Raw genomic sequence first — 16,145 nt, forward strand, 5'->3', positions numbered from 1 at the left:
ATGTTTATTAGCTTTGAAGGCACAGAAGGTGTGGGTAAAACTACGCTCATTCGTTCGATCTATGCAGATTTTATCGCGCAGGGCAAGGACGTTATTCTCACTCGCGAACCGGGCGGAACACCAATGGCCGAGCAGATTCGTTCGCTATTGCTGACAGTGAATCATGAAGAAACCATGGCGCATGATACCGAGTTGCTGTTGATGTATGCAGCGCGTGCCCAGCATCTGGCACAAGTGATTCTGCCTGCATTAGAAGCCGGAAAGATTGTGCTGTGTGACCGTTTTAGCGATGCCAGCTTTGCCTATCAATGCGCGGGTAGGGGCCTGAGTGAAACCAAGTTGCAGGTACTGAATACCCACTTTGTTGCACGTATGCCAGACATTACCTTCTGGTTAGAAGCCCCTATTGAGCTGGGAATGAACCGTGCACGTGAACGTGGGGCACTGGATCGTTTTGAACAGGAGAAAGTCACTTTCTTTGAGAAAGTGAGGGCAGGTTATGAAAGCTTGTGGCAACGTTATCCAGAACGCATCAAACGTCTGGATGCGACCCAAACCCCTGAACAGGTATTTGAGCAGGCCTTAAGTTATCTAAAATAAGCTGAGTCTTAAAATACTTTTTTTATTTGAGTTTTCTCTAGGGTGATTCGTGAAAAATCTTCTATATTAAGATGAATATAGAAGATTTTTTATAATATGAGAACGACTAAAACTGAAATAGAACAATTTTTACAACAAGAGTTTCCACAAAGCCTGGAGAAGTGCCGGATTGAGGAAATTTCTCCGCGTGGAGCTACTTTGCTGTATCAGGTGAGATCAGAGGAATTGCGTCCAGGCGGCACCGTTTCTGGTCCAACCATGATGACCTTGGCAGATTTTGCTCTTTATGTTGCGATTCTGGGTGAAATTGGATTGGTCGGTTTGGCCGTGACCACTAACTTGAATATCAATTTCTTACGTAAGCCTTCAGGTGGAACCGATATACGCGGAGAATGTAAGCTGATCAAGGTCGGTAAGGCGCTAATTGTGGGAGAAGTCTGGATTTATTCGATAGATCATGAAGAACCTGTGGCGCATGTGACCGGAACATATTCAATTCCACCAAAACGTTAAATATTTGAAAGTTAGAAGACTAGCTATAAATAAAATAGCCTAAGCTAAATTGAAGCAAATAAAAATTTAAAAATAATAGGAGATATGCTGCCGATCAGCATATCTTCCCAGATTATTTAAATATTGACCAGTGGGGTTTCTACTTCAAAATTTGGTGGGGTGAGTACAGTTTTGCGTAGTTCAGGCAGTAGCGCTGGATAATCGAGCGTGAAATGCAGACCACGAGATTCTTTGCGGTGCATGGCACAGCGTACAATCATCTCGGAAACCAGTACCAGATTACGAAGCTCGATCAGGTTTTTACTGACCTGATAATCCTGGTAGTACTCGGTGATTTCTTTTTTTAGCATTTCAATACGATGCAAGGCACGTTCCAGACGCTTCGTGGTACGTACAATCCCGACATAATTCCACATGGTTTGCCGTAACTCATCCCAGTTTTGCAGAATTACCACATCTTCATCTGGATTAGTGACCTGGGAATCATCCCAAGCTGGTACTGCAGGAAAGCTATAGGCAGGATTGAAATGAGTTTGGATATGTTCGGCCGCACTCATACCATAAACAAAGCATTCTAAAAGTGAGTTACTGGCCATACGGTTAGCACCATGTAGACCGGTATAAGAGGTTTCCCCAATTGCATAGAGTCCGGCAATATCAGTCTGACTGTTTTCATCAACTACGACACCACCGCAGGTGTAATGGGCTGCCGGAACAACTGGAATCATGTCCTTGGTAATGTCGATCCCTAGTTCAAGTAAACGGGCGTACAGGGTAGGGAAATGTTCTTTGACAAAGCTTTCATCTTTATGGGTAATGTCCAGCCAGACATGCCGAATACCAAGACGCTTGATTTCATAGTCGATGGCACGTGCCACAATATCACGCGGTGCGAGTTCGGCGCGTTCGTCAAAACGCAGCATAAAGCGTTCGCCATCAGGCAGGCGTAGATAAGCGCCTTCGCCGCGCATTGCTTCAGTAATCAGGAAAGAACGTGCTTGCGGATGATAAAGGCAGGTCGGATGAAACTGGTTAAATTCCATATTGGCGACCCGGCAGCCGGCACGATAAGCCATCGCAATACCATCACCCGTAGCAATATCCGGATTTGAAGTATATAAATAAGCTTTCATGGCACCGCCACAGGCTAGGGCGGTAAATGGGGCCAAGAAGGTATGCACTTTTTCAGTTTGTTCATCCAGGGCATATAAACCCAGAGCACGATTATTACCGTCTAACCCCAGCTTTTGTGAACAGATCAGGTCAATCGCAATATAATTTTCAAAGATTTTAATATTCTGTTTTTCTTGAGCCCGTTGTACCAGGGTAGTGGAAATCGCCCGACCCGTGGCATCGGCAGCATGAATAATTCGGCGCTGTGAATGACCACCTTCACGGGTAAGATGTAACTGTTCCTGTTCGTCGAGGGTAAATTGCACGCCGTGTTTCAGCAAAAAATCAACTGACGGTTTCCCACCTTCTACTGTCTGTTTTACCGCTTCCATTTCACACAGCTGCGCACCTGCAATCATGGTGTCATCAATATGCTGTTCAATTGAGTCCATTTCATCCAGGACTGCGGCTACCCCGCCTTGCGCATAAAAGGTACTGGCATCTGTTAGGGTAGATTTCGCTAAGACTGCAATATTAAAATGGTCTGGGAGCGATAAGGCTAAACTTAAACCGGCACCGCCGCTGCCCACAATAATGACGTCAAATTGATGGGTAAGAGATGAATGAGACATGTCCATCAGCTAATTTTAAAAAAGTTTGGTAATAACAGCGCTTTTTTGTGCAAAAGGCAAGCATTGAAGTGCTCATTTATTGATGAAAAAAATTAATCAAAGTCTTAACTTAGGGTTTTGATAATGAGATATTGTCCAGAGCGACGTTTTGAAACATTTTATTACTTAAACTTTACAGTGTTTGTGATAAAACCTATTTACATAAATTTATCAACAATTTGAGTGAATAATTTATATGAAAATTCTAGACTTAAAAAAAGGATTATTTGCAGCGACCCTCACCATGAGTGCTGCACAGTTGCAGGCGGTCACGCCGGTTGATTTTTCAAATCTGGTGGAGCAGGTTAGTCCTGCTGTAGTTAGTGTCAATGTCGTTAAGAAAATGAGCGAAGAAGAGCTCTTACAACAACAAGTTCCGGAAATTCTGCGCCGCTTTTTTGGCAATCAGGTGATTATTCCGCAGCAGCGTATGCCACAGGAAAAGACAGGCTATGGCAGTGCATTCTTTATCAGCAAGGATGGTTATCTGCTGACCAATCATCATGTGGTTGAGGATGCTTCCAAAGTCACCATTACCCTGAATGACCGTCGTGAAATTGATGCCACTGTTGTCGGTAGTGATGCACGAACTGACGTAGCTTTGCTTAAAGTTAATGGCTCGAATTTTCCAGAATTACGCACAGGAGATGTCGGACGCTTACGTGTTGGTGAGCCTGTTCTTGCCATTGGTTCGCCATTTGGCTTTGATTATTCCGCTTCTGCTGGAATTGTCAGTGCCAAAATGCGCAACATGATGGGTGAAACTGCAGTCCCTTTTATCCAGACCGATGTAGCTCTAAACCCAGGTAATTCCGGTGGCCCTCTGTTTAACCAGCGTGGTGAAGTAGTTGGTGTTAACTCACGGATCTTTAGTGGAACCGGTGGGTATATGGGTTTGTCCTTCTCGATCCCGATTGATGTGGCGATGGAAGTTGCGGATCAATTGAAGAAGAACGGCAAAGTGACGCGTTCATATCTGGGGGTGAGTTTGCAGGATATCGACCGTAATCTGGCTGAGTCTTATAACCTGCCTAAGCCTGAAGGTTCTCTGGTGACTCAGGTTGCGCCAAATTCACCGGCTGCACGTGCAGGTCTGCGTGCCAGTGATGTCATTTTAAAATACAACGGTACCCCAATTTCACGTACCAGTGAATTGTTGAACTATCTGAACCGTACTGCACCCCAGCAGCAGGTACAGCTTGAAATTTTACGTGATGATAAACGTCGTAGTCTTTCAGCGACTTTAAGTGCGGCACCAGATGATACGCCAGCAAAAGCAGGCACGCAGACTCAGCCGAACAAAGGGCCAGTAATCGGAGTTTCAATTCGTGATCTTAGTCCGGCAGAGCTGGCGCAGTTAGAAATTAAAGGTGGGGTTGTGATTCAGGATGTACGACCAGGTGGTATTGCGGCACAGGCACGAATTATGCCGAATGATGTGATCACGCAAATTAATAACCAGAAAGTACTGAATTCCAATCAGTTTGTACAAGAGGTGTCTGAACTGAAAAAGGGTAGCATCGCGCGCGTGACCTTGATCCGTCAGGGTCAGCTTGCTGTGGTTGGCATGCGTATCTCATAAAATTGCTAGATTTTCATGAAAGACCGCTTGTATAAGCGGTTTTTTATTTTTTGCAATTTACCCCAGCGATAAATTCGGTAGACTCTATAACCTTAAAATCATGGAAAGGATAACAGCGAAGTGAGCGGTATTTTTGATCTTGATTTAAAGGTTCAAGCCAAACATATTGATGGATTAGGTCATGTGAACAATGTGATCTATGTGCAATGGATGCAGGATGTCGCATCAGCTCATATTGAAAAACTGGGCTTGGGATTAAAGCAATATGTGGAACTGAAACATGCCATGGTCGCGGTTGAGCATCAGGTGCAATACCGTAAGGCGGCTTTTGAAGGCGATGAGATTATTCTGCGCACCTGGCTGAATGATCTTAATGCCCTGTATTCCTTTAGACAATACGCATTTTATCGGCTCCAGGATCAGACCCTGTTGTTTACCGGCAGTACCCAGTGGGCCTGTATTGAAATGGCCACAGGGCGCCCAAAACGCATGTCACCGACATTTACCCAGGCATATCAGCCACTTTCAGAACATATAAATCCTTTTGATTTTTCCACTTTATATCTGGATTGAAAAGATTAAGCTCTCTAGCCTGATCAGGGTATCGGTCTAGCATTGAGGAGTAAATGGAGGTGGCAGTGATCTTCTACGTGTCGTGTTGATTGAGATTTCGCTTGACTGTGGCGTACATAAGGTGAGGGATAAAGGAAAAAATATAATTCTTTTTCTAGATCACCATTCTGCTATAATCCTTCGCAATTTCTATTCGGCTTTTGTTATGTAATATTTTTAAATTACATAGCGCGTTTTTTCTCAAGGTAACCCATGGCGCAAGCTAAAAAATCTGTTGATATTAAAAACATTCGTAACTTCTCGATTATTGCGCACATTGACCATGGTAAATCGACCCTAGCGGATCGCTTTATTCAAACTTGTGGCGGCTTGCAAGATCGTGAAATGCAGGCTCAAGTCCTTGACTCAATGGAGCTTGAGCGCGAACGTGGGATTACCATTAAAGCCACTTCGGTAACCTTGTACTATACTCATCCCAACGGTCAAGAGTATCAGTTGAACTTTATTGATACACCGGGACACGTTGACTTCTCGTATGAAGTATCACGCTCGCTCGCTGCCTGTGAAGGTGCATTGCTGGTGGTAGATGCAGCGCAGGGCGTAGAAGCACAGTCGGTTGCCAACTGCTATACCGCAATTGAACAAGGTCTGGAAGTACTTCCGGTACTGAACAAGATCGACTTGCCGCAAGCTGAGCCTGAACGTGTGATTCAGGAAATTGAAGATATTATCGGAATTGAAGCCACAGAAGCGCCGACCTGTTCTGCAAAAACAGGTTTGGGTATTGAGGGTGTGCTTGAAACATTGGTCAATGTAATTCCTGCACCTGAAGGTGATCGCGAAGCGCCGTTACAAGCACTGATTGTAGATTCATGGTTTGATAACTACCTGGGCGTCGTTTCTCTGGTACGTGTCAAGCAGGGTCGTGTGCGTAAAGGCGACAAGATGTTGATTAAATCAACAGGTCAAACGCACATCATTACTTCTGTGGGGATCTTTAACCCGAAACATACTGAAACAGGTATGTTGGAAGCGGGTGAAGTTGGTTTTGTCATTGCCGGTATTAAAGATATTTTCGGTGCGCCTGTCGGTGATACGATTACCTTGGCAACCACACCTGAAGTGGCAACATTGCCAGGCTTTAAAAAGGTGAAACCGCAGGTTTATGCTGGTCTATTCCCGATTGATGCCAGCGATTTTGAACCTTTCCGTGAAGCTTTGCATAAGCTACAAATCAATGACTCGGCCTTGTTCTTTGAACCTGAAAGTTCAGATGCACTGGGTTTCGGTTTCCGTTGTGGCTTCTTGGGTATGTTGCACATGGAGATCGTACAGGAACGTCTGGAACGTGAGTACGATCTTGACCTAATTTCTTCTGCGCCAACCGTAATTTATGAAGCGGTGATGAAGAATGGCCAGACAATTTATATCGACAGCCCATCCAAAATGCCAGATGGTTCAACGGTTGAAGATTTACGTGAACCGATTGCTGAATGTCATATCCTTGTGCCGCAAGAATACCTAGGTAACGTCATGACATTGTGTGTTGAGCGCCGTGGTGTGCAAAAAGACATGAAGTTTATGGCGAATCAGGTTTCCATTACTTTCGAAATTCCAATGGCCGAAGTGGTCATGGACTTCTTTGATAAATTGAAGTCATGTTCACGTGGTTTTGCCTCACTCGACTATAACTTTGTCCGTTTTGAAAGCTCATCTTTAGTCAAAGTAGATGTCTTGATCAATGGTGAAAAAGTCGATGCCTTGGCGATGATCTGTCACCGTAACGATGCACGCCATCGTGGTATTGCATTGGTTGAAAAGATGAAAGACTTGATTCCACGTCAAATGTTTGATGTGGCGATTCAGGCGGCAATTGGGGCGCAAATCATTGCCCGTTCTACTGTAAAAGCCATGCGTAAAAACGTATTGGCGAAATGTTATGGTGGTGACGTGTCACGTAAGAAAAAACTTCTGTCTAAACAGAAAGAAGGTAAGAAGCGCATGAAACAGGTGGGTAGTGTAGAAATCCCGCAAGAAGCGTTCTTAGCCGTATTAAAAGTCGAACGCTAAAATAATAAGGATATAAGCCCATGGATTTTGATTTTAATTTGATTCTTGTGCCTGCGACTCTGTTTTTTGTCGCAGTATGGTTGCTAGACAAGTTTGTCTTGAAACAAAGGCAAACCCGGGGCAAGGGTAACGAGAATTTCATTATCACTTGGGCTTATGATTTTTGGCCGGTACTTGCCATTGTGCTAATCCTGCGTTCATTTTTATATGAGCCTTTTAATATTCCATCCGATTCGATGGTGCCGACCCTGGAAACTGGCGACTTTATTCTGGTGAACAAGTTCGACTATGGCATCAAACTGCCTATTGTGAATACCAAAATTATTGATACTGGTAGTCCAGAACGTGGTGATGTCGCGGTGTTCCGTTATCCGCCTCAACCTTCCATCAGCTATATCAAACGAATTGTCGGCTTGCCAGGTGATCATATTGTTTATGATCATGGTCAGCTGAGTATTAATGGAAAAAAAGTAGCAAAAGTTCCGGTTGAGTTTAGCCGCGAAAAAGACCGTTTAGATACACCGACAGCTATTTATCATAAAGAAACCCTGGGTGAACATACTTTTACCATGCGTGAGCTGGAAGGGGTTAATGTTGCTCGTCAGGCACCTTATATTAACTATCTGGAAAATGGTAAATATTCAGGTGAAAATGGTTTATATTGGGAAGTAACAGTGCCAGAAGGTCACTACTTCGCGATGGGGGATAATCGCGATCAGAGTGCTGACAGTCGTTTCTGGGGGCTTGTTCCGGAAGAAAACTTAACAGGTCGTGCATTCTATATCTGGATGCATAAAGAACCTGGCTTTAAATTGCCATCGTTTAGTCGAAACGGAACAATTGATTAATTGTTTCAAGCAGGAAAATAAAAAATGAGACATCAACAAGGTGCTTCTTATATTGGGGTTTTAATTGCAATCGTGGGCTTTGCATTTCTTGCAAAAGTGGCGATTGCGGTGTGGGGGCCATACTTTGATGATCGTATGGTCGATGGTGAGATTGAGGCGCTGTTAAAAAGTGCTCCTGCAAATATCACGCCGGAGAAATTTAATTCTGATCTGTCTAAGCGTTTAGAGATGAATAATATTCGTAATTTTGACATTAAACAGAATGTTATTCTCGATAATGCGCAAGCGATGGTCGTAAGAAAGAATTATGAAGTTCGTAAGAATTTCCTAATGAATATCGATTTAGTGATGAAGTTTGAGAAAGAGTTTGATCAAAGCACAGTCAAAGCTAAATGATGAACGTCTTGCCAAACGAATCGGCTATCAGTTTAAACAGGCTGATTTGCTGAAACTGGCATTGACTCATCGTTCAGTCAGTCATAAACACAACTACGAACGCCTGGAATTTCTGGGCGATTCGCTTTTAGGGATGATCATTGCGAATTATCTTTTTAATGCCTATCCAAGCGAAAATGAAGGCCGGTTGACGCGTATGCGTGCCACCTTGGTTCGTCAGGAAGCATTAGGGAAAATCGCCAATGATTTAAAGCTGAGCCAGAATTTAATTCTGAGTACCGGTGAATTGAAATCTGGTGGTCATCATCGTGAGTCTATACTGGCAGATACGGTAGAAGCTATTATTGGCGCGATCTATGTCGACTGCGGTGATCTCACCGTGCTAGAACCGATTGTGTTAAAATGGTACGAACCCTATTTAGACCATATTGAGCCGACAGACCAGCTTAAAGACCCTAAATCCCGCTTACAAGAGTATTTACAAGCACGTAAGAAACCTCTCCCGGTTTACGAGGTTGTGGATATTCAAGGTGATGCACCCAATCAGCATTTTAAAGTGGAATGCCAGATTGCGGGATTACCGACTATGCAAGGCGAAGGTGCGAGCCGGCGTTTTGCTGAACAAGCCGTTGCGGCGGATATTTTGAAACTTTTGGAGAATAAGTCTTAATGACTACTCATTCCGATCACATTGATGCTGATCACGAGTCGCAAAGCGACAGTCACGACCTGGTAAATCAATTTTTTAGCGCACAAGGCACCGAAATCCCATCGGACTATCGCAGTGGTTTTGTTGCCATTGTAGGTCGCCCGAATGTGGGTAAATCTACCTTAATGAACCATATACTGGGTCAGAAACTTTCGATTACCTCACGTAAACCACAAACTACACGTCATAAAATCGTGGGGATTGATTCACGTGAAAAATCTCAGGCGGTATTTGTCGATACGCCAGGGATGCATAAAAAAGAAGTCCGTGCCATCAATAAAATGATGAACCGCGCAGCGCACTCTGCACTGCGTGATGTTAATCTGGTGCTATTTGTAGTAGATGCCCAGAAATGGACACCAAATGATGAGCTGGTTCTGGAAAAGCTAAAAAACGCTGAAATGCCAGTGATTCTGGTGATCAACAAGCTGGACACCTTTGAAAACAAGAACGAAGCTTTGCCGCTTATTCGTGAACGCGAAAAGCTGATGAACTTTGCGGAAATCGTGCCGGTATCTGCGCTTCGTGGTGCCAATCTTGAACATTTACGTGACACGATTGCCAAGTATCTTCCATTCCAGCCACCACTGTATTCGCTGGATCAACTGACCGATCGTTCAGAGCGTTTCCTGGCATCTGAAATTATCCGTGAAAAGATCATGCGTCAGCTGGGTGAAGAGCTTCCATACGATTTGACCGTTCAGATCGAATCATTTAAAACTGAAGAACCGGTCTTGAATGAAAAAACCGGTCGTATGAAAGCCGCCTGTACCTATATTGATGCTACGATTTTTGTCGATCGTCCGAGCCAGAAAGCGATTGTGATTGGTGAGAAAGGTGTCAAACTGAAAAAAATCGGTATGGATGCGCGTCTCGATATGGAAAAAATGTTCGAACAGAAAATCATGCTGACGCTTTGGGTGAAAGTTAAAGGTGGCTGGTCTGATGATGAGCGTGCATTAAAAAGTTTAGGTTATAGTGATATCTAAGCGATAAAAATTTGTAAGACCCTTTAAGGAATGCCGTGATGATAAAAGTGTTAGCAGTCGTTACATGTATTGTATTTCTGCAAGGCTGCATTCATAAAGTAGTCACGGTTCCTGTCAAAGTGGCTTATAAAACCACAAAAGTCGCAGTCAAAGGCACTGCGGCTGTTGTGGGTGCCGTCATTCCTGATGGGGATGACGAAGAAGATGAGAAAAAATCAAAAAAGAATAAAGATTAAAGAAGTAATCTATGCGTAATGAAGTACTGCATGGATATTTAATTCATCATCGCAAATATCGCGATCGCAGCCATATCGTACATTTATTTACCCAGGAATATGGCCGTATCGACGGGATTTTAAGGCAGACACCGCCGCCGCAATATCAGCCCATTCGTTTGCAAGCCTCAGGTAAGTCAGAACTCAAAAATTTTACGAAGCTGGAAATTGTTAATCAGCCCATTTTCTTTTTCGGGGATGCATTCTTTTCAGGATTTTATCTGAATGAGATTCTGCTGCGACTGTGCCCACTTGAAGTCGAAATGCCGCAAACTTTTGCCAAATATGGCGAAACTCTAGTGGCCTTGCAGCAGCTTTCTACGCAAATTGATCCGAATACTTATCTCAAGCAGATCTTGCGTCAATTTGAACATATCTTGTTGGAAGAACTTGGCTATGGTCTGGATTTTTCAGTCGATGCCAATCAGGCGCAGATTAATCCTGAGCAACATTACTATTTTCAGCTTAATGATGGTTTCATGCCCTCTGCCAAAGTTTCACGTTCGACCATGTCTGGACAGCAGATTTTAACTATGCTGAGCCATGAAAATGGTAGGGATTTTAATCCAGAACAGTTACAATTATTGACGAAGCTTTATCGACAGGTCATCACTGCCTTACTCGGTGATCGACCACTCAAAAGTCGGCAATTGTGGATCCAAAATTCTCAATCTCAATCGTAGTTAGGAAAATATTATGGCTGCATTACTTGGTGTCAATATTGACCATGTCGCAACTTTAAGACAAGCACGTGGTACGACGTACCCAGACCCAGTCAATGCTGCATTGATCTGCGAACAGGCGGGGGCAGAGGGCATTACCCTGCATTTGCGCGAAGACCGTCGTCATATTCAGGATGATGATGTACGTCGTATGCGTCCGGTATTGACCACGCATATGAATCTGGAAATGGCGGTGACGGATGAAATGGTCACTTTTGCTAAAGAAATTCAACCGCAGCATGTCTGTTTCGTGCCTGAAAAGCGCCAGGAAGTGACTACTGAAGGTGGTCTGGATGTGGTTGGCCATTTTGAAGATGTGAAAAAAGCCACTCAAGAACTGACTGCGATTGGCTGTGATGTGTCGTTATTTATTGATGCAGACATTGCCCAGATTGATGCTGCAGTTGCTTGCGGTGCACCGACGATTGAAATCCATACTGGTGCCTATGCCGATGCAGAAACTCCAGAAGCGCAACAAGCGGAACTTGAACGCATTGTGAAAGGTGCTGAATATGCTGCATCTAAAGGTCTGGTGGTGAATGCAGGTCATGGTCTGAATCTGGAAAATGTCACTCCGATTGCTGCGATTCCGCAAATTCATGAATTAAATATTGGTCACTCAATTATTGCAGATGCAGTTTTTGTTGGTCTGGCGCAAGCTGTACAACAAATGAAGGCTGCAATTAAAGCTGCGCGTTAAGATTTCAAGAAACATATGTCAAATAATGATTACGATGAACTCATGAAGCCTGTGATTGGTTTCCTGGGTTGTGAAACTCCTAAAGCCTGGGTGGATGAAGCATTAAAAAATTTAGATATTTTGATGCAAGACCATGCCAACTGTGAAAAGAAAGCCGCCAGTACCGCGATGAACCTGATGTTCCGTTACAGTTTCTTTGTGGATTTGCAGGTCAAGCTGGCACAGCTGGTCCGTGAAGAAATGCTGCATTATGAGCAGGTACTTGAACTAATGGCAAAACGTGGTCAGCAGTGGACTGGTCTCAGTGCAGGACGTTATGCCGGTGGCTTGCGTAAAGAAATCCGTACTTATGAGCCAGAAGCACTGATTGATGTGTTGGTGATTGGTTCATTTGTAGAAGCACGCTCCTGTGAACGTTTCTATGCACTTGCACCGCATGTTGATGAAGAGCTGGGGCGTTATTACCGTTACTTGCTCAAGTCTGAATTGCGTCATTTTGAGGACTATTTGGCCTTGGCGATAGATGTGGCAAGAGAGGCGAAGCTGAAAAATCCAAAAGAGGATATTCAGGCACGGATTGAGCATATCAGAGAAGTGGAAAAGAATCTGATTTTAAGCCCTGATGATATGTTCCGCTTCCATAGTGGCGTGCCAGTGAAAGCTGCTTAAAACTTCCTTTAAAAAAATCCTCCAAATTGGGGGATTTTTTACGATTCTAGAAAACTTAATTAGATATCTTTCAAACTTTAAAATAGCCTAAGCAGTTTATATGTATCTCATAATATTTTACCGATTAAAAGCAAACACTATTTAGGAATAAGTTAATTATTAATAATCAGAAAATCGGTATTGGTTAAATATGAAGATACGCAAATCTGATTAAGAGCCGGCTTATGAATCGCGAACATTCTAGTTTTATAAAGGAGCGAGAGTGGGGTAAATGATGAAAATCTTTTATTTGAGTAAAATATTAAAGCAATAAAAAAGCCCAAGTCTTAATTGCTTGGGCTTTCTTGAATTTGGCTCTCCCACCTGGGCTCGAACCAGGGACCTGCGGATTAACAGTCCGTCGCTCTACCGACTGAGCTATGGGAGAATCTGAATGCGATTATAGAGAGATTTCAGCAGGGGTCAAGCAAAAACTGTCATATTTCTAACAAATTCAATTTATATGATTTTAATTTAAACAATCATATAAAATTCATAAAAAAAGCTTGTCAGAATAAATATCACTTGCTAGATTAAAAATATAAAGTCGTTTGACCAGATGGTCAAACAGTGTGGATTTAAACCTACTTGCCAGCACAAAAATGGCTAAACCGGAGAAAGCGAATGAATACGCTCACCATCCCTCAAATTTTCTCGCAGCTATCTTTTTATCAAGATCATTATCTCGAAATCATTCAAGATTCTACCCAATATTTTACTCCTGTTACTGGTGCTGAAATCCGTTTATGGCCCTTAGCTGCAAAACAGTTGTATTTGGGTGACTTGCTACAATTGTGGTTTGCAGAAAAATGGCTGGTTGAAAAAGAACGCCAATTCAGCTTTGAAGTATTCCTTAATGTGCCTGAAACACAACCAAAAGAGCTCTTTATTTATGCTATTTCAGGCAATTTACTAACTGGTACAAATCAGTCTAAAGTTTGGCAGGCCTCTTCTGCGCAGACCCAGAAACTGAGTGTGGCAAATGTCTCCAAACATTATTTTGAGTATTGTGCTCTGTCCCGCCCCAAACCTGCCAAAGTGCCGCAGAAAGGATGGTGGATACTGTAAATCCCTGATTAGGGAAGCTGACTCGTTTAACGTGTAATTACACAGGCGGCGGTTGCGTAAGCATAAAGCTCGCCATTTTCATCGATGATTTTTCCTTCTGAGATTCCTAGTTTTTCGCTAAGGTTAATGACCTTACCAATGGCATTTAACGGTTTATTTTGCGGGATGGGACGACACATTTTAATATTGAGATCAACAGTGCCGTATTTGGCGCCTGCTTCTAAAAGTGTATGAATTGCACAGCCTGTTACGGTATCCAGTACAGTCGCAGCAAAACCCACGTGTACATTACCCAGCGGGTCTAAATGGTGTTGATCTGCTTGTACCTCGAACGTGATCTCACCACTTTCAATTAAGGTAGGGCGCATTGGAATGGTTTGGCTCATGGTTGGCGGGGGAATTTTCCATCCATCATCGCTTGTATCATTTCAAAACCTGAAAGATTCTTAATATCCATTGCTTGTCCTTATTATTTTAATTTCTAGATTGGAGCTTAAATTCTAGGGAGGTGTAGATTGGATTCGCAATTGAAATTTGTATAAGGAAATGTACAAAGATTTTAAGTTATACCTAATACGTTAAAATGATTAAAAATAATAATACCGATGAGAAATAGCCATGAAAGCAAAATATTTATGCGATGCTACTCAATTTGAAGTAGAGCTTAAAAACCACGAAGTGGTAGCATGTCATTATTCGAGGTGTCGCCGCTAGACCTGATGAAACTTTAATGTCTGTTGATATAAAAAATATTCATTTTATTGACTAGCAGCATTTATCAGTCATCAATATTTTCGAATGGGTGGAATAATCCCAGGAAAAAATGACAGAAGCTGAAGTTATTGTTATGTTTCAGCAGCCTGATTCCTGAAAATAATACGATTGAGATAAGTAAAGAATGAATCTGTTGTATCTGGTGAAAATATTCAATATGAAGCTAAAGCTCTCTCTAAATCATTACAAACCCGCAAGTAAAAAATACGATTCCTGTCAAAGGGTCAAACTTTATTTTCGTAGAGCGATTAAAAACTCAAAAGAATAAATTGCAATTTCTAAACTAATCGAATTATTCTTCTTCAGAAGAAAATTGAAGGCGGTTGCATAAATATTTTCTATAAAATTAATAAATTTAAAGAGTTATGGCACAAAAATAGTATACATTTTTACTGATATATCTCAGATCTAGATAATCTGCCAAAAAACGAAAATTTATAAAAAAATTAAAAATCGAGTGCTAGGGTAATGAAACAGTTTTTGCATCTTTGGGTGCCTATTTTTCTCAGTAATGCCATTATTATGCTAAGTGGTTTATTCGATGTGATTTTCCTGTCACATTTTTCACCTCAGCATGTTGCTGCTATGGCTGTGTGTCTTTCAATTTATTCATTGTGTTTTGTTTCAGGGATTGGAATTCTGCAAGGCATGATGCAAGAACTGGCTGAGGCCAAGGGGAGACAGGCTTTTTCTGATATACAGCGGATTGTGAAACAAGGTATTTTGATCGTACTTATCGTGTCTGTTTTGGCGGCTTGGCTATTTACCCATGCCACACCCTTACTCAATCTTTTAAAAGCCGATGATGAACTGCAAGCCCTGATTACACCATGTTTGTTGTTAATGGCATGGATAATTCCAGGACATCTTTTATTGCGTATTTTATATATTCTGACGCAAACTTGTGGACAGGCTAAACGGGTATTTTATGCCAACATTTTATATTTGATCTTCAAGGTTTTATTAGGATATTGCTTGATTTTTGGTATTGAAGGCTACATTGCTGCTTACGGTGTGCAAGGTGCTTTCATTTCAAGCTTGATCATACAATGGTTAATGTTATTTATTTATTATTTTGTATTTCTAGAGAAAAAATTAAGAATTCAATGGTCAGGCACATTTTTACATTGGGCTACCCTAATTAAAATTCTCAGAATTGGTGTGCCTAATGGTATTGTTACGTTTGTGGATGTATTTGCAGTCAGTGCGATTGCACTGCTGATTTTACCCCTGGGTGACATTGTTATAAATTCCCATCAAATTATGCTGGGTCTGTTGGGCTTGATGTTTATGGTGCCGCTGTCAATGGGATCTGCCTTTAGTATTTTGGTATCGACGAAAATTGGTGCAGAACATATTGAATCAGCATGGCAGTTAAGCAAAAAAGCAGTGGTAGTTGTTCTGTCGATTGGATTGTGCCTTGCTAGTTTTGTCTGGATATTTCAGCGTTGGATTATTGCTTTATTTAGTGGTGACCAGCAGGTATTGGCGGTGGCATTCAGTTTGATGATGCTCGTGTGTTGGATGCATATCTTTGATGCCATTCTGGTGATTAGTGTCAATATGCTGCGCTGCTGGAAAGAAGTGGTGTTGCCCATGTTTATTTTTACCACTACAGTTCTGGTGCTTGGTTTGGGTGGCGGCTGGTATATTGCCTATCATCCTATTTCATTTATGAATATTGATTTCAATGCTTTGGGAATACATGGCTTTTGGTGGATGCTTGCTATTGCCTATACGGTTGCTGCCTGTTTATGTTTGCTATGCCTGAGCCTAAAGTATCGATATTATATTCGTCGCACATAAAAAAACCCGCGAATTTCGCGGGTTTTTC

The 16,145-nt window shown here is 42.3% G+C and carries 16 protein-coding genes, 1 tRNA gene and 1 pseudogene; 15 read left to right on the plus strand and 3 right to left on the minus strand.

Features of this window, described 5'->3' with window-relative positions:
• A complete protein-coding gene (tmk, locus tag VXP95_RS06360; RefSeq protein WP_416680836.1) occupies positions 1-600 on the plus strand; it encodes a dTMP kinase in 600 nt (199 codons plus the stop codon).
• Positions 601-696: 96 nt separating this feature from the next.
• Entirely contained in the window at positions 697-1,113 is a 417-nt protein-coding gene (locus VXP95_RS06365) for a PaaI family thioesterase (protein ID WP_416680837.1), read from the plus strand.
• Positions 1,114-1,229: 116 nt separating this feature from the next.
• Here the strand turns inward: VXP95_RS06365 and nadB are convergent, their stop codons facing one another.
• Positions 1,230-2,858: an L-aspartate oxidase gene (gene nadB / locus VXP95_RS06370; protein ID WP_416680838.1), complete on the minus strand. Its 1,629-nt coding sequence runs from the start codon at positions 2,856-2,858 to the stop codon at positions 1,230-1,232.
• A 235-nt stretch (positions 2,859-3,093) separates the two neighbouring features.
• On the opposite strand from nadB, the gene VXP95_RS06375 reads away from it, so the two are divergent.
• The 11 genes from VXP95_RS06375 (at position 3,094) to VXP95_RS06425 (ending at position 12,430) form a co-directional block, all read left to right on the plus strand.
• Positions 3,094-4,479, plus strand: a complete 1,386-nt coding sequence (locus VXP95_RS06375) for a Do family serine endopeptidase (RefSeq protein ID WP_416680839.1) — start codon at positions 3,094-3,096, stop codon at positions 4,477-4,479.
• Positions 4,480-4,599: 120 nt separating this feature from the next.
• Positions 4,600-5,052 carry an acyl-CoA thioesterase gene (locus VXP95_RS06380; protein WP_416680840.1) on the plus strand — a complete coding sequence of 151 codons (453 nt, stop codon included), beginning with the start codon at positions 4,600-4,602 and terminating at the stop codon, positions 5,050-5,052.
• A gap of 252 nt (positions 5,053-5,304) precedes the next feature.
• Positions 5,305-7,122, plus strand: a complete 1,818-nt coding sequence (lepA, locus tag VXP95_RS06385) for a translation elongation factor 4 (RefSeq protein WP_004279065.1) — start codon at positions 5,305-5,307, stop codon at positions 7,120-7,122.
• Between the two features lie 20 nt (positions 7,123-7,142).
• A complete protein-coding gene (gene lepB, locus VXP95_RS06390; RefSeq protein WP_064096208.1) occupies positions 7,143-7,970 on the plus strand; it encodes a signal peptidase I in 828 nt (275 codons plus the stop codon).
• Between the two features lie 24 nt (positions 7,971-7,994).
• Positions 7,995-8,366, plus strand: coding sequence for a DUF4845 domain-containing protein (locus VXP95_RS06395; RefSeq protein WP_416711694.1), 372 nt, complete (start codon positions 7,995-7,997; stop codon positions 8,364-8,366).
• On the plus strand, positions 8,338-9,036 hold the full coding sequence (gene rnc, locus VXP95_RS06400; RefSeq protein WP_416711695.1) for a ribonuclease III: 699 nt from the start codon (positions 8,338-8,340) through the stop codon (positions 9,034-9,036). The genes VXP95_RS06395 and rnc overlap by 29 nt, the downstream gene beginning before the upstream one ends.
• Positions 9,036-10,064, plus strand: a complete 1,029-nt coding sequence (gene era / locus VXP95_RS06405) for a GTPase Era (RefSeq protein ID WP_064096206.1) — start codon at positions 9,036-9,038, stop codon at positions 10,062-10,064. The genes rnc and era overlap by 1 nt, the downstream gene beginning before the upstream one ends.
• A gap of 38 nt (positions 10,065-10,102) precedes the next feature.
• Positions 10,103-10,300 (plus strand): NF038104 family lipoprotein, encoded by a 198-nt coding sequence (locus VXP95_RS06410; protein ID WP_064102772.1) that lies wholly within the window; start codon positions 10,103-10,105, stop codon positions 10,298-10,300.
• An 11-nt stretch (positions 10,301-10,311) separates the two neighbouring features.
• Positions 10,312-11,022 carry a DNA repair protein RecO gene (gene recO, locus VXP95_RS06415; RefSeq protein WP_064102771.1) on the plus strand — a complete coding sequence of 237 codons (711 nt, stop codon included), beginning with the start codon at positions 10,312-10,314 and terminating at the stop codon, positions 11,020-11,022.
• Positions 11,023-11,035: 13 nt separating this feature from the next.
• Positions 11,036-11,761: a pyridoxine 5'-phosphate synthase gene (pdxJ, locus tag VXP95_RS06420; RefSeq protein ID WP_416705817.1), complete on the plus strand. Its 726-nt coding sequence runs from the start codon at positions 11,036-11,038 to the stop codon at positions 11,759-11,761.
• 15 nt (positions 11,762-11,776) lie between these two features.
• Positions 11,777-12,430 carry a tRNA-(ms[2]io[6]A)-hydroxylase gene (locus tag VXP95_RS06425; protein ID WP_416711696.1) on the plus strand — a complete coding sequence of 218 codons (654 nt, stop codon included), beginning with the start codon at positions 11,777-11,779 and terminating at the stop codon, positions 12,428-12,430.
• Positions 12,431-12,781: 351 nt separating this feature from the next.
• Here VXP95_RS06425 and VXP95_RS06430 read toward each other — a convergent pair.
• Positions 12,782-12,857, minus strand: a tRNA-Asn gene (locus VXP95_RS06430).
• A gap of 236 nt (positions 12,858-13,093) precedes the next feature.
• Here VXP95_RS06430 and VXP95_RS06435 point away from each other — a divergent pair.
• Entirely contained in the window at positions 13,094-13,537 is a 444-nt protein-coding gene (locus tag VXP95_RS06435) for a hypothetical protein (protein ID WP_416711697.1), read from the plus strand.
• 26 nt (positions 13,538-13,563) lie between these two features.
• Here VXP95_RS06435 and VXP95_RS06440 read toward each other — a convergent pair.
• Positions 13,564-13,994, minus strand: a pseudogene (locus VXP95_RS06440) (PaaI family thioesterase).
• A gap of 785 nt (positions 13,995-14,779) precedes the next feature.
• On the opposite strand from VXP95_RS06440, the gene VXP95_RS06445 reads away from it, so the two are divergent.
• Positions 14,780-16,117, plus strand: a complete 1,338-nt coding sequence (locus VXP95_RS06445; protein ID WP_416711698.1) for an MATE family efflux transporter — start codon at positions 14,780-14,782, stop codon at positions 16,115-16,117.
• Positions 16,118-16,145: the final 28 nt, after the last annotated feature.

This window comes from Acinetobacter sp. 226 (assembly GCF_048147925.1).
Lineage (GTDB): Bacteria > Pseudomonadota > Gammaproteobacteria > Pseudomonadales > Moraxellaceae > Acinetobacter > Acinetobacter pecorum.

What these genes read in the sequence shown, in the direction of transcription:
- tmk (WP_416680836.1), top strand. Translation starts at nt 1, where the DNA reads ATGTTTATTAGCTTTGAAGGCACAGAAGGTGTGGGTAAAACTACGCTC.
- VXP95_RS06365 (WP_416680837.1), top strand. Translation starts at nt 697, where the DNA reads ATGAGAACGACTAAAACTGAAATAGAACAATTTTTACAACAAGAGTTT.
- nadB (WP_416680838.1), bottom strand. Translation starts at nt 2,858, where the DNA reads ATGTCTCATTCATCTCTTACCCATCAATTTGACGTCATTATTGTGGGC.
- VXP95_RS06375 (WP_416680839.1), top strand. Translation starts at nt 3,094, where the DNA reads ATGAAAATTCTAGACTTAAAAAAAGGATTATTTGCAGCGACCCTCACC.
- lepA (WP_004279065.1), top strand. Translation starts at nt 5,305, where the DNA reads ATGGCGCAAGCTAAAAAATCTGTTGATATTAAAAACATTCGTAACTTC.
- lepB (WP_064096208.1), top strand. Translation starts at nt 7,143, where the DNA reads ATGGATTTTGATTTTAATTTGATTCTTGTGCCTGCGACTCTGTTTTTT.
- VXP95_RS06395 (WP_416711694.1), top strand. Translation starts at nt 7,995, where the DNA reads ATGAGACATCAACAAGGTGCTTCTTATATTGGGGTTTTAATTGCAATC.
- era (WP_064096206.1), top strand. Translation starts at nt 9,036, where the DNA reads ATGACTACTCATTCCGATCACATTGATGCTGATCACGAGTCGCAAAGC.
- VXP95_RS06410 (WP_064102772.1), top strand. Translation starts at nt 10,103, where the DNA reads ATGATAAAAGTGTTAGCAGTCGTTACATGTATTGTATTTCTGCAAGGC.
- recO (WP_064102771.1), top strand. Translation starts at nt 10,312, where the DNA reads ATGCGTAATGAAGTACTGCATGGATATTTAATTCATCATCGCAAATAT.
- pdxJ (WP_416705817.1), top strand. Translation starts at nt 11,036, where the DNA reads ATGGCTGCATTACTTGGTGTCAATATTGACCATGTCGCAACTTTAAGA.
- VXP95_RS06425 (WP_416711696.1), top strand. Translation starts at nt 11,777, where the DNA reads ATGTCAAATAATGATTACGATGAACTCATGAAGCCTGTGATTGGTTTC.
- VXP95_RS06435 (WP_416711697.1), top strand. Translation starts at nt 13,094, where the DNA reads ATGAATACGCTCACCATCCCTCAAATTTTCTCGCAGCTATCTTTTTAT.
- VXP95_RS06445 (WP_416711698.1), top strand. Translation starts at nt 14,780, where the DNA reads ATGAAACAGTTTTTGCATCTTTGGGTGCCTATTTTTCTCAGTAATGCC.